Source organism: Bacillus sp. TH13 (assembly GCF_016651175.1).
Classification (GTDB): Bacteria; Bacillota; Bacilli; order Bacillales; family Bacillaceae_G; genus Bacillus_A; species Bacillus_A thuringiensis_S.
Map to the genome: position 1 here is coordinate 1,602,210 of NZ_JAEKEJ010000025.1, position 14,033 is coordinate 1,616,242.

A 14,033-nucleotide genomic window follows, 5' to 3' on the forward strand; every position below is an offset into this window, starting at 1 on the left:
TAATCCGAACTTTCCATTTCTCCTCCAAAACCTTCAATCGGATAGGAAAGATCATAAAACCTCTTATTTCAAAGGCATTTTCCATTCTAACATAAATCACAATTCATATCCGCACTTTTCTTAAAAAAATACATTTTATTATGAAACATTCATGAACGTTCGTCTTTTTCATTATAAAGCGAAACTTTAATGAACGGGAGTTTCACTTCACACAAATAGCCGAACCAACAAAAAATGAGCATCAAGTTTCACTTGATGCTCACCTCATTATACTGCTTTTTCTTTATCAGCTACCGCTGGCTTATCCCAACACTCTGTATTGTTCAAACCTGGAATAGACTCCGCATAAAAGACTGGATCTTTCCCTTGTTTCTTTTGCTTAATATAATCTGATAACGCTGCGAAAGCGTACTTAGAAAGGAATACAATTGCTACTAAGTTAATAACAGCCATAATTCCCATAAATAAATCTGCTAAATCCCAAACGATTTGAATTGTCGCTACAGATCCTAGCATAACCATACCAAGTACAGCAATGCGGTATGCATTTAATAGCACTTTACTTCCATTTAAGAATTCAATATTTGTTTCACCATAGTAGTAGTTACCTACTAATGAACTAAATGCAAACAAGAAGATTGCAACTGCTACAAATATAGAAGCCCATGGACCGATATGTTGACTTAACGCCTGCTGCGTTAATTGAATTCCATTTAAATCAGCTGCATTATGAACATCTGATAAAAGAATAATAAATGCTGTACAACTACAAATTAATAATGTATCTGTAAATACCCCTAAAGTTTGAATGAACCCTTGTTTAACTGGGTGCGTTACGTTTGCAGTCGCTGCTGCGTTCGGCGCACTACCCATACCTGCTTCATTTGAGAATAATCCACGTTTTACTCCTAATAAAATCGCAGCTCCTAATCCTCCACCTACTACTTCTTTAATTCCGAAAGCATGTAAGAAAATTTCTTTAAATACATATGGAATTGCCGTAATGTTTGTTACAACAACAAATAATGCCACTGCTACATAAATAATTGCCATTACTGGAACAATCATTTCAACCGCGCGAGCAATTCGTTTTACTCCGCCGAAAATAATAACTGCAAGTAAACCAGCCATAACAAGACCTACTAATCTACTATCTGTTTTGAATGCCCCATCAAAAGCTGCTGCTACAGTATTAGACTGTACAGCGTTAAAAATCAATCCGAAACTCACTGTTATTAAAACAGAGAAAATAGCTCCAAGCCAGCGCTTATTTAATCCCTTTTCCATATAATACGCTGGACCTCCACGGAACGCATTCCCATCTTTCACTTTATAAATTTGCGCTAATGTGCTCTCTACAAATGCAGAAGCACCCCCAATTACCGCGATTAACCACATCCAAAATACTGCTCCTGGACCACCAGCTGAGATCGCAATAGCTACACCAGCTAAGTTACCAGTACCTACACGAGAAGCTGTACTCATACAAAACGCTTGGAATGATGATACACCACTCTTCTCTTTTTGCGCTTTCCTCGTTTTCGAGCTTGCCCCATCCCCAAGCAAACGAATCATTTCACCGAAGTAACGAACTTGGACAAATTTCACACGAAATGAAAAATAGAGTCCTAACCCAATTAACATCGCAATAATGATATATGACCAAAGGACATTATTTACATCCCCAATTACCTTAGTTAAAAAATCCATATTTGCATTGCCCCCTCTTCCTAACAATAAGAAAATTATATTCTAAAAACTTTAAGTAATCAAGAAGTTTATGTTAGGTTTTGTGACACGAGTGTGTTACCTATCTTAACACGCGTGTCTTTTCACATAAAAACATAGCCATTACATGCATTTATCCAATATTCAATCACTTATCCTATTCGAGCAGTCATACTTTTAAAACAGTACGTTCCCCACAAATAACGAGAGAGAGAGAGAGAGAAATAAACAAAAAAGTTATATTAATAATTACCTCTCATCCTTTTCATCATTTACTACAACAAAAAAAGGCGAGCATCGAATTTACCTCGATGCTCACCTTTTCAATTACACTGCTTTTTCTTTATCTGTTACCGCTGACTTATCCCAGCACTCTGTATTCGTTAAACCAGGAATAGAATCTGCACTGAAGACTGGATCTTTCCCTTGTTTCTTTTGCCTTACATAGTCTGCCAATGCCGCATACGCAAATCGGCCAAGAAGTGTAATCGCAATTAAGTTCGTGATTACCATTAGACCCATAAATAAGTCTGCCATATTCCATACAACTTGAAGCGTCGCAACAGAACCGAATAATACCATTCCAACTACCGCAATACGGTAAATTGTTAACCACGTTTTACTTTGCTTAATGAATGCAATATTTGTTTCACCATAATAGTAGTTTCCTAGAAGTGAACTAAATGCAAATAAGAAAATAATAATCGCTAAGAAACTGCTCGCCCATGGGCCAATTTGTGAACTTAATGCATTTTGTGTTAATTCAATACCTTCTAAATTCGTTGCTTTATACGCACCAGAACATAGTACGATAAATGCTGTTGATGTACATACTAAGAATGTATCTACTAATACTCCAATTGTTTGAATAAAACCTTGTTTTGCTGGATGCGTTACATCAGCTGTTGCTGCCGCGTTCGGCGCACTACCCATACCTGCTTCGTTCGCAAATAATCCGCGCTGAATACCATATTTCATCGCAGCACCGATACCACCGCCTACAGCTGAATCTAAACCGAATGCACCTTTAAAGATTTCCGTAAACACATCTGGTATTAAATAGAAGTTTTTAATGACAACAAAAATCGCTACTGCAATATAAATAAGCGCCATTGGCGGAACGATCATTTCCGACATACGTGCAATACTTTTTACACCACCAAAAATAATAACCCCAACTAATGCAGCTAATACAATCCCAACAATATAACGCTCTAAACCAAATGCATTTTCAAACGCTAATGTTACTGTATTTGCTTGTACTGAGTTGAAAATTAAACCGTAACTAATTGTAATCAGAATAGAGAACCAAATCCCCATCCAACGTTTATTTAAACCTTTTTCCATATAATAAGCAGGACCACCACGGAAGCCACTGCCATCTTTTATTTTATAAATTTGCGCAAGCGTACTCTCTACGAAACTTGAAGACGCACCGATAATCGCAATAACCCACATCCAAAATACCGCTCCAGGTCCTCCCATAGAAATAGCTAGCGCTACACCAGCTAAGTTCCCGATACCAATACGAGCTGCAGAACTCATACAAAATGCTTGGAACGATGATACGCTGCCCTTTTTACGTGTCTTGCCAGTTAGTCCATCACTCATTAAACGAATCATTTCCCCTAAATGAGTAATTTGTACGAATTTCAATTTAATAGAAAAATAAAGCCCTAAACCAATTAACATTGCAATAAGAATATATGACCAAAGAATCGTATTCGTCGACGAAACGAATTGTTCCAAAATATTCATACAATTAACCCCTCCTTTTCTCCATAAATCGAATTATATTCAAAAAATATTCAAAAATCAACATTTTTCGACAGCTTGTGGCTTCCAAATATTAGGCACCTTTCAGTAGATGCATTGTTCTTTTGTGATTTTACTTTTACAAACTGTGCATACTAAACAAAAAATAATTTCATAAACAACACCATTGACAAAAATATATAACTGTAACTATAATGGTTACATCAGGTTGTAACAAACCTAATTACAATACATTCATTCATTTTCAGATATACACGTTAACAAAACACTTTGGAGGGATTTATTATGAAAATCGGTATTATCGGAGCAACTGGTAAAGCTGGAAGTCGTATTTTAAAAGAAGCATTAGATCGCGGACATGAAGTAACTGCAATCGTAAGAAATGCTGCAAAAATTACAGAAGAAAACATCAAAGTTTTAGAGAAAGATGTATTTTCTCTTACATCTAACGACTTGCAAGCATTCGATGTAGTTGTAAATGCATTCGGCGCTCCAGCAGGACAAGAACACCTTCACGTAGATGCAGGAAACGCACTTATTGAAGCTGTGAAAGGTGCACCAAATACAAAATTACTTGTAGTTGGCGGAGCAGGAAGCTTATTTGTAGACGAAGAAAAAACAACACGTGTATTTGATACACAAGGTTTCCCGAGCGAATACCTTGCAACAGCTCAAAACCAAGGTAAAAACTTAGAAATCTTGCAACAAACAAATGATATCGCTTGGACATTCATCAGCCCTTCTGCACTATTCGCATTAGGAAAACGCACTGGTTCTTACAAAGCTGGCAAAGACAATCTTCTTGTTAACTCAAAAGGTGATAGCTACGTAAGTTACGAAGACTTCGCAGTTGCAGCACTTGATGAAATCGAAAACCCAAAACATGTAAACGAACGCTTCACAGTAGTTTCTGAAGCTGAATAATAAAAAAGCTCGTAAAACATAATGTTTTACGAGCTTTTTCTTATTATTGCACTTGCTCTAAGCCATTCGGAGTAATCTTAAAGGATATTTCTTGCCCCTTCATTGCATCCTCTTTTTTAACTAACTCATTCTTTTTGTACCAATTCAAACGACTCGGTTCCGCATGGTATACTTTCAACACGTCTCCATACTCAAATGCCGTTCCATTTACTTGCCCAGCAAAATTCTTTGAAGTCTCTTGTCCTTGTGCCGTTACATGCTTTTTCTCATTTCCATTTTGATCATAAATCGTAAGGCCTATATACTGTTCATTTACAAAGCGATAATGAATCTCATCATTTGTAAATGTTGCATGTAATTTCTTTTCAGCGTGGTTTAACGTAATAATTGAACGTGTTACATCAGCCACACCTTGGTATACTATACTATCTCCATACGTCACTTCTAATGAAACTTCCGTCACTTTCTTGTTACCAAAGCGATCTTTCGTTTCTACTTTTACTTTTTGTTCACCAATTTTTGTTGTATTCGGTTTTTCTACAAATCCGAGTACTTCCCCATCTTTCACTTGAACAAAGTTTTTCGCTTCTAATTTTTCAGCGTCCGTTCCGATTACTACTTTTTGTGGGACTGCTGTTACTTCTTGCTCAGCTTCCATTCTCTCGAAACCTTTTTCCGTTAATTTAAAGTACAACTCTTGTTTCCCTTTACCGTTACTTACAAACTCATTCTTTTGATACCACTTCAAACGATCTGATTCTGCATGATATACCTTAATAACATCACCATATGCGAAGTCTACACCATTTAACTGTTCTGCAAAGTTTTTCGAACTCTCTTGCCCTTCTGCCGAAATAACTTTCTTTTCATTTCCATTTTGATCGTATAGCGTGATTCCCATATATTTTTCATTCTCAAAACGATAATGAACTTTAGCATCCGTAAATGTTGCCTGTAGCTTTTTCGTATTATGATCCGCAGTTACGATAGAACGCGTATTATTACCATCACCTTGGAAGACTAAGCTATCGCCATAAATTACTTCCAATGGCACTTCCGTCACTTTCTTATTTCCAAAACGATCTTTCGTTTCTATTTTCACTTTTTGTTCACCGATTTTTGTTGTATCCGGTTTTTCTACAAATCCAACTACTTCTCCATCTTTCACTTGAACAAAGTTTTTTACATCTAATTTTTCAGCTTCTGTTCCGATTACTACTTTTTGTGGTACTGCTGTTACTTCTTGTTGAGCTTCCATTCTCTCGAAACCATGCTCTGTTATTTTAAAATATAACTTTTGTTCTACTTCCCCTTTTCCCTTACCTACAAACTCGTTATTTTGATACCAGTTTAATCGTTCTGATTCTGCATGATACACTTCCACAACATCACCATATGCGAAGTCTATACCATTTAACTGTTCTGCAAAATTTTTCGAATTCTCTTGCCCTTCTACCGAAATAACTTTCTTTTCATTTCCATTTTGATCATATAGCGTAATTCCCATATATTTTTCATTCTCAAAGCGATAATGAACTTTAGAATCCGTAAATGTTGCCTGTAGCTTTTTCGTATTATGATTCGCCGTTACGATAGAACGTACCGCATCACCATTACCTTGGAAGACTATACTATTTTCGTAGCCAATATTCACTAAAACTGGAATTAAATTTTTATTCCCTTTTTCATCTATAATTTCCACTTTTACAGTTTTTTCTCCAATTCCAGGTTTATCTTGTATAATTACACCTGTTACTTTTACACTTTCTCCTAAATTTTGTACAAGTTCGTTTGCTTTTTTCTCATCATATGTAGTACCAACTGCTACATTTTGTATTTTTGTATCATTTGGCTCACCATATGGAACTTCATATGGCTCAGTTTGTTTTTCTCGAATTGGATTACTATCTGTCGATAACCATATTTCTTTTTCAAGATCAGGTAATTGTAATTGATTTATTTTTTCTACAGTTCCTTCATTTGGAGTAAGTCCCCACTTTTCAAAGAATGGAATTAAATTTTGTCCTGCTGCTTTTGACGTCATGTAAATAAACATCTGCTTCTTCTCGTCATCAGATTTAGGCATTTCTACATCATGTAACATACGGTACATTTGGTGCAATTTCGGATAAAATTGATCTCCATAAGCTAAATACAGTTGCCAAAACATAACTAATTTCTCGAATCCATCCATTTTCTCTTGCGCATCCGGTTTATCTAAATATGCAAAGGCCTTTTCATAACGTCCTTCTTTTTCTAGCCTTGTTTTATGTCCAAATGTCGTTTGAACTGCTAAAGAATAAATATTCACAGTTACCTCTCCAAGCTCACTCCATAACCAAGGGACCTGCTGATGTTGATGACCTACTTCATGCCAAGGTCCCCATCCGTCAGCAGTTAATTCTTCTACATCTAATACTGATTTTAAATTCCCTTTTGAATAGGCCGTTCTATATTCCATAGCGTACATATGAGTTTTTGTATACCAATCTTCAACGAAATGAACATAATGTTTACCCCTATTCGTAGCACCTACACCATCTTTTGATAAACCTGATATTTTACTCTCTATATTAAGTATTTCATCATGTTTCTTTAGTAACTCAGTCGGATCTTCTTGCTTCAAATGTTCCTTTACAGTTTCAGGGTGCATAGTTAATAAACTATTTTCCCCTTTCATTTCTATCGCATATGGATTCAGGTTCTCCGCCAGCATACGCTGCCAATCTTTTGTCGTATGTTTCCCTAAAATAAATAAAGGATTTGTGCTTCCGCCTTGCTCCACTTTAGCAGTTACTTCACCTGAATTATTGTAATTATAAAAGTATAATAACCCACCCTTTGGAGAAGAAATTTTGTTCTCACCAGGATTTAAATTAAATTCGATAGGTCCTCCTAATACATTTTCATTTTCATAGGAATATGTACCAATATAAGCTTTAATTTGCTGATCCCCACCTACTTGAATAACTATTTCTTCACCTGGTTTCGCATAAATACCTGTTGGTTCATATGGAGAAAAACTAAATTGACGTTTATGCAAGTCACGTATCTCTTTCACGTCACCTTTTGGCAGCAATTGATACACTCGCTCTTCTTGCTGTTTCTCCTTATTTTCAAGCGACATCTCTGCATACACCCTAGGCACTTCAAGGCCATATGATGTTAATAACGTAACTAAACAAATACCAGCTACTAATACCCTACTCTTTTTTTGCTTTGACATAATCTGTGTCCCCTGTCCTTTTTTTAGACAAACCATCCTACATATATCCATTTAATTAAAAATCCTATTATCTTTATAAAAATATTTAATGTACAGACTAATACCTCTCGCACCTGTATCTATTACTACCGCATTCCTCTCCATGTATTCATTTTCTTACATTGTAAAACTTTTATGTATTGTATCCTCCTCACTTCTCTCTACTTGTGACGAGTTCTCTTCCTACATAAAAAGAGAATAGTAAAAGATACATTTCGGTCTTGTCATCTATACATCTAAAAGCATGATTGACAATAGAATCTTACATTTTCTTCATATATGACCATCTATAGGTAGTTTTTCCAACTGAATTTTACATGCTTTCTACTTTGTTTAATAGGCTTTTCAATACGAATAATATTACAATTTTGTGAATAAAATTCGTTAATTGCAACATTTGAATTTTATTATATTAATGGTATTGCAAAATAATGAATTACCTTCTTACCTACTCTTTAACGAATCCCATATAATAAAAAGCTCATAAAACAAAATGTTTTACGAGCTTTTCTATTACATGAGGTTTAAATACCTTTTTTAAACTGTCTTTTCCTGTATTCTTTCTGTTCTTTCAAAACCTTGTTCCGTTATTTTAAAGAACACATCATTCACACCATATGTTGTATCATTTAATATATTGCTTTTATATACTTTAAAGCGATCAAACTCTGCTTGATACACTTTTACTACATCACCATACTCGAATGACATCCCATTAAATTGTTCTGCAAATGCTTTCGTATTCTCCATCCCTTCTAATACCATTTGCTTCTTCTCTTTTCCATCCTTATCAAATACAGTTAATCCCATATACTTTTCACCTTTAAAGTAGGTATGAACTGGACCTTCTGAACCTACTGTACTTAACTTTTTATCTTCATGATTTAATGTGATAATCGATTTAATATTCGTTCCACCATGCCATGTACCAAAGAACATAATGCTATCTCCGTAAATCACTTCTACAGGAACTTCCGTTACTTTCTTATTTCCAAAACGATCTTTCGTTTCTACTTTTACTTTTTGTTCGCCGATTTTTGTTGTATTCATCTTTTCTACAAAACCTACTACTTCTCCATCGCTCACTTCAACAAACTTCTTCGCGTCTAACGTTTCGCTATTTGTTCCAATTACTACTTTTTGTGGCACGGCTTTTACTTCTTGCAATGTTTCCATTCTTTCAAAACCTTGCTCTGTAACTTTAAAGAACACTTCATGAACGCCATACTCCGTATCCACGAATTCGTTCTTTTTGTACACTTTAAATCTATCAAACTCCCTTTGATATACTTTTACTATATCACCATACTCAAAAGTTATTCCATTGAATTGTTCTGCAAATACTTTTGTATTTTCAGATGCTTTTACAGATACTGCTTTCTTCTCTTTTCCAGTTTTATCATATACAGTCATTTCCATATACTTCTCATCTGCAAATAAAGTATGCATTGGACCTTCAGAATTTGTTGTACTAAATTTCTTTTCTTCATGATTTAATGTAACAATCGATTTAATATTCGTTCCACCATACCATGTACCGAAGAACATAATACTATCTCCGTATACTACATTAGCGGAAACAGGTATCGAGTTTAAATTCTCATTTTCATCTATAAGTTCTACATGTACAGTTTGCTTTCCACTTTCGTGTTTAGACCATCGTATCTTTCCTGATACCTTTACATTCTCACCTAAATTTTGTACAAGCTCACTTGCTTTTTTCTCATCAAAATCTGTACCTATCATAAGATCTGGTACTGTATTCACCGCTTCACCATAAGGTACTTTATATGGCTTAACTTGCATTTCACGAATAGGATTATTGTCCCGCGATAACCATATTTTATTCTTTGGTTCAGGTAATTGTAATTTATTCACCTTTTCTATAGTATCCGCTTCTGCATGTAATCCCCATTTTGCAAAATAGGAAATTAAATTTTGTCCAGCCGCTTTTGAAGCCATGTAAATAAATAACTGTTTCTTCTCTCTATCTGTAATAACTCCACCTAGATCTAATAGGGGATAATCCGCATCCGATAACACCCTATACATTTGATGAAGCTTCGGATAGAATTGATCTCCATAAATTAAATGTAATTGCCAGAACATTATAATCGGATCTGATTTATCAAAATTCTTTTTGTCCGCTGGTTGATTCAAATACTCAAACGCCTCATCATAACGCTTATCTACTTCCATTCGTGATTTATTTCCAAAGGCTATCTGAACAGCTAAACTGTAAATGTTAACAGTTGTCTCCCCCATACCTTTCCAATTCCAAGGCACTTGTTGATGAAGATGGCCAACTTCATGCCATGCTCCCCAACCATCATGTTTAAACGTCTCTATATCTAATACGTCTTGAATCTCTTCATCTGGATATCCCGTATAATAATCAAACGCATACTTATTACTTGCAAGCGGATATTTAGCTTCAATAAACTGCACATAATGTTCCCCAGCCTTTGCAACCCCCACTCCATCTTCTGATAATCCAGATAATGCATTCTCAATACGAATTGCTTTATCATGTGCCTTCATTAAATCTTTCGGATCCGTATCCTTCATGTATTTCTGTACTGATTCATAACTGGCAGTAATTAAACTTCTCTCACCTTTTAATTCTACTGCATAAGGGTTTTTATACTTTTTGAGCATTTCATCCCAATCTTTTTTCGTATGTTTTCCTAATATAAACAAAGGAAAATGACTACCACCGCTTGTAACAGTTGCGGTAACCTCACCTGTATCATTTAAATTATAAAAGTATAAAACACCTCCATTAGGAGATAAAATTACATTTTTACCAGGCTTCAAATCAAATTCTGTTGGAGTTTCCTTATCATAAGCACGTGTCCCTATGAAGGCTTTAATAGATTGATCCCCTTTTATTTCAATGTTAATTTCTTCATTTTCTTTTGCATAAATTCCAGTTGGTTCATTAACAGATAAATTCCATTTCTGTTTTAAGCGTTCTTTCTCTTCTTCTACATTACCTTTACCCGGTAACCGAAATACTCTCTGCTCAAACTTATTTCCTTTACTCTCTTCTAAATTCCCACCTTTATTCTCTTCCAAAGGTGCCGCATATCCTTTTGATGCTTCAAAAACTAATGGCGATAATAATGTAGATATGCATATTCCAGCTACTAATACCCTAATACTCTTTTTCTTCGACATAATCTGTGTCCCCCATTCCTTTTGTAGTGCAAACCATCCTAAATATATTTATTTACTGTAAAATCAAATTATCGTTATACAATCATTTAATATATACAACTTAATCTCGTGCCCCGATACCTCTTATCATCATTCACTCTAAAATATATTCACTTTCTTATATAATAAAATTTTTAACTAAAGATACCCTTCACTTTTCTCTATTATTTTGTGATGAGTTCTCTTTTTCATGTCAAAATAATGATGGAAGGTAGTTTTATCAAGTATTGTTGTCTATACATGAAAAATGTGTATAAATATCTCTTTTTTTAACAACTAATTTATAGTTATCCATCTATGGACGGTTTTTCCATATCGAATTGTACACGATTTCTTTCTCATTAGATAGACTTTTGAATTAGATTAATATTACAATTTTATGAATTTAATCCAAAAATCGTAATGTTAAGATTTTAATTCTTTAATATTATTTCAAAATAAAAAACCGTCTTAAAAGATGCTACTCTTTTGTGACAGGTTCTTATTGATTCAGTATACGTTTCATATAAATCTTTTTCCATTTACTCATTCACCTTCAATTTCACCAGTTAAATGAAATCCAATTGATTCATATAATTTTTGGGAAAGTTTATTCTCTGGATATATACTTAAATATATAGCTTTTCGATCATACTCTTTTTGCAAATAATCTATTAGCAAACGTAATAATGCTTTTGCATAACCTTTACCTTAGTATTTACTATCAATCATGAATTGATTTAACTATACAGCCTGCTCTTTTTCTTCAAACCAACCGTACATCGCTTATCCGATTGTCATGTCACCATCATAAAACCCTACTGAAGCAGCATCACCTTTATATTTTGTGTCAGCATCGACTAAACAATCTAAAACTGTACTTTCAATAAACTTATGCTGTTCTCCGGTTACCTTTAAATTAGCAATTTCATTTCGATTTTCATTCGTTATTTTACAAATATGAAGAGTCATAATTCCCTCTTTCTTTCTAATTTCTCATTTTCATTATAAAGTGAAACTTTAATCAGTGGGGGGTTTTGTTCATCCCCCACCTAACTTCTTTGCTTCCGCTAAATTTTGAGGTGGGGGTCTTACTGCACAGCAAATAGCGGGATAATTTATAGTGATGTAAAGAAGCCAAAACAGACTAATTCTAACCCTTTAAAAATTTTTTCGTACTTATAAAAGAGGATACTATAGCAATTTTTCATACCAAAAATTTAGGCCAAGAAAAAAGCACTGGCAAATGCCAATGCTTTTTTCACTATCTTTTAATTTGATTCGGTTTATGCGGTTCATTTGGAGTATATGGCTTATTTGGTTTATTTGGAGCCTCAGCCTTTTTCCAACTTACCGCTAACTCAGGGCTCGTTTTCTCTTCACTACGCTCAAGTAATACTACTGCATTTTGAATAGTAGATGTACCTTTATGCGCAATCCCTTGTAATCTCGTTAAATTTCCTGATACTTTAAAGCTAAATCCACCAGCTGGTGTTTGTTTCGGAATTAAAATGCGGAACTTCTCTCCTACATTAAATTCTGTTTTTGTTTCGCCTTTTTCATTTGCAAATTTCACGCCCGCTGGTGCACCTGTTGCTTGCACTTTATACGTTCCGCTTTTTGCATTTGTTTCTACTGTATATAAACCTGTTTCAAAGAAATCATTTTTCAATACTGCTTCTTGTTCTTCTGTAGGAGTTACACTCATCGTAATTTCTTGTAACTCTTCACTAGCATTTGCTTTTGCAACGATGTCTTTCGTTACTTTCTCTACATTTTTATTGCGGAAATCTAAATCATTAACATCAATTTGTTTTAACGCATTCCACACTGCCAGCTGCGTTGCGTAATGCGCCTCTCTCCAATCAGATACCCCTAATTCTTGTGGGCTCTTTTGTGGATATCCATTCAACAGTACACGGTACACGTTAATATCTACTTTACCCATTTCTGGTAAGTCTTGACCGCTCGGAGATTTTAAGTCTACATTTAAGCAAAATGCAATTTTTCCATCTGCCGTTTTAATAAGTTCTGTTCGAATTGGTTTCTTCTTTGACCTACTATAACTCCAATCCATTTCATACTTTGTATGGTCCATAACTTCTGCGAATGCTTTTTGAAGTGGGAATAATACAAATAAGACACTTAAAAACATAGCTAAAAGTTTGAACGATTGCTTTATATTCATATTTACAGCCCCTTAATAACAAACTTAATACTAAGTAGTATTTAATTAGAAAATATTTTTATGCACAAAAAAGAGTGCATAAAAGCACTCTTTTTTCTTTCTTACTTTAATCTTAGAAATCGAAGTTATCAGGATCTGGACCAACGCGATGATTTTCGTTTAACGCATCGATTGTTTCCATGTCTTCTTTTGTTAATTCAAAGTTAAATACATCCGCGTTTGCAATAATGCGGTGTTCTTTCGTTGATTTTGGAATTGTGATTACTCCGTTTTGAAGATCCCAACGTAAAATCACTTGTGCTGTTGTTTTACCGTGTTTCTCAGCAATTGCTTGTAATGTTTCGTTATCTAATAATTGACCTTGCATAAGTGGTGACCATGCTTCCATTTGAATACCTTGTTCTTTACAGAAAGCTTGTAATTCTTTTTGTGTTAAACGAGGGTGGTATTCTACTTGGTTAATCATTGGCTTAATTTCTGCATCTTTCATTACATCTTGTAAGTGGTGAATTTGGAAGTTACTTACGCCAATTGCACGTACGCGATCTTCTTTATAAAGTGTTTCTAGCGCTCTCCACGTATCTTTATATTTTCCTTCTACAGGCCAGTGAACAAGATATAGGTCTAAATAATCTAGTTCTAATTTCTTTAAGCTCTCTTCGTATGCAGCAATTGTTTCTTCGTATCCTTGATCTGCGTTCCATACTTTTGAAGTGATAAATAATTCTTCTCTTGAAATACCAGTCGCTTCAATACCGGCACGTATTCCTTCACCTACAGCTTTTTCATTTCCGTAAATTGCAGCTGTATCGATGCTACGGTATCCTGCTTTAATAGCTGATTTTACAGCTTCTACAAGTTCTGGTCCTTCTTCTACTTTAAATACACCTAAACCGAACCAAGGCATTTCTACACCATTATTTAATACTGTTTTACTTTGTAAGTTTTTCATTT

The 14,033-nt window shown here is 34.7% G+C and carries 9 protein-coding genes; 1 reads left to right on the plus strand and 8 read right to left on the minus strand.

Features of this window, described 5'->3' with window-relative positions; all coding sequences use genetic code 11:
• Window positions 1–267 precede the first annotated feature (267 nt).
• Entirely contained in the window at window positions 268–1,710 is a 1,443-nt protein-coding gene (locus JFU02_RS16735; RefSeq protein WP_061666136.1) for an alanine/glycine:cation symporter family protein, read from the minus strand.
• A gap of 345 nt (window positions 1,711–2,055) precedes the next feature.
• Window positions 2,056–3,486 (minus strand): alanine/glycine:cation symporter family protein, encoded by a 1,431-nt coding sequence (locus JFU02_RS16740; protein ID WP_201071296.1) that lies wholly within the window; start codon window positions 3,484–3,486, stop codon window positions 2,056–2,058.
• Between the two features lie 303 nt (window positions 3,487–3,789).
• On the opposite strand from JFU02_RS16740, the gene JFU02_RS16745 reads away from it, so the two are divergent.
• Entirely contained in the window at window positions 3,790–4,428 is a 639-nt protein-coding gene (locus tag JFU02_RS16745; protein WP_061666138.1) for an NAD(P)-dependent oxidoreductase, read from the plus strand.
• A 43-nt stretch (window positions 4,429–4,471) separates the two neighbouring features.
• Here JFU02_RS16745 and JFU02_RS16750 read toward each other — a convergent pair whose 3' ends face one another.
• From JFU02_RS16750 to JFU02_RS16775, 6 genes are all read right to left on the minus strand, one after another.
• The gene (locus tag JFU02_RS16750) at window positions 4,472–7,654 is read right to left on the minus strand and encodes a putative mucin/carbohydrate-binding domain-containing protein (protein WP_086406403.1); all 3,183 of its coding nucleotides are present in this window, start codon (window positions 7,652–7,654) and stop codon (window positions 4,472–4,474) included.
• Window positions 7,655–8,230: 576 nt separating this feature from the next.
• Window positions 8,231–10,873, minus strand: a complete 2,643-nt coding sequence (locus JFU02_RS16755) for a M60 family metallopeptidase (protein WP_201071298.1) — start codon at window positions 10,871–10,873, stop codon at window positions 8,231–8,233.
• 564 nt (window positions 10,874–11,437) lie between these two features.
• The gene (locus JFU02_RS32775; protein WP_412459761.1) at window positions 11,438–11,572 is read right to left on the minus strand and encodes a GNAT family N-acetyltransferase; all 135 of its coding nucleotides are present in this window, start codon (window positions 11,570–11,572) and stop codon (window positions 11,438–11,440) included.
• A 105-nt stretch (window positions 11,573–11,677) separates the two neighbouring features.
• Entirely contained in the window at window positions 11,678–11,863 is a 186-nt protein-coding gene (locus tag JFU02_RS32780; protein WP_086406400.1) for a hypothetical protein, read from the minus strand.
• Window positions 11,864–12,155: 292 nt separating this feature from the next.
• On the minus strand, window positions 12,156–13,079 hold the full coding sequence (locus JFU02_RS16770) for a thioester domain-containing protein (protein ID WP_086406399.1): 924 nt from the start codon (window positions 13,077–13,079) through the stop codon (window positions 12,156–12,158).
• Window positions 13,080–13,191: 112 nt separating this feature from the next.
• Entirely contained in the window at window positions 13,192–14,031 is an 840-nt protein-coding gene (locus JFU02_RS16775) for an aldo/keto reductase (protein WP_000793559.1), read from the minus strand.
• Between the last annotated feature and the right edge of the window lie 2 nt (window positions 14,032–14,033).

What these genes read in the sequence shown, in the direction of transcription:
- JFU02_RS16755 (WP_201071298.1), bottom strand. Translation starts at nt 10,873, where the DNA reads ATGTCGAAGAAAAAGAGTATTAGGGTATTAGTAGCTGGAATATGCATA.
- JFU02_RS16770 (WP_086406399.1), bottom strand. Translation starts at nt 13,079, where the DNA reads ATGAATATAAAGCAATCGTTCAAACTTTTAGCTATGTTTTTAAGTGTC.
- JFU02_RS16750 (WP_086406403.1), bottom strand. Translation starts at nt 7,654, where the DNA reads ATGTCAAAGCAAAAAAAGAGTAGGGTATTAGTAGCTGGTATTTGTTTA.
- JFU02_RS16740 (WP_201071296.1), bottom strand. Translation starts at nt 3,486, where the DNA reads ATGAATATTTTGGAACAATTCGTTTCGTCGACGAATACGATTCTTTGG.
- JFU02_RS16735 (WP_061666136.1), bottom strand. Translation starts at nt 1,710, where the DNA reads ATGGATTTTTTAACTAAGGTAATTGGGGATGTAAATAATGTCCTTTGG.
- JFU02_RS16745 (WP_061666138.1), top strand. Translation starts at nt 3,790, where the DNA reads ATGAAAATCGGTATTATCGGAGCAACTGGTAAAGCTGGAAGTCGTATT.
- JFU02_RS32780 (WP_086406400.1), bottom strand. Translation starts at nt 11,863, where the DNA reads ATGACTCTTCATATTTGTAAAATAACGAATGAAAATCGAAATGAAATT.
- JFU02_RS16775 (WP_000793559.1), bottom strand. Translation starts at nt 14,031, where the DNA reads ATGAAAAACTTACAAAGTAAAACAGTATTAAATAATGGTGTAGAAATG.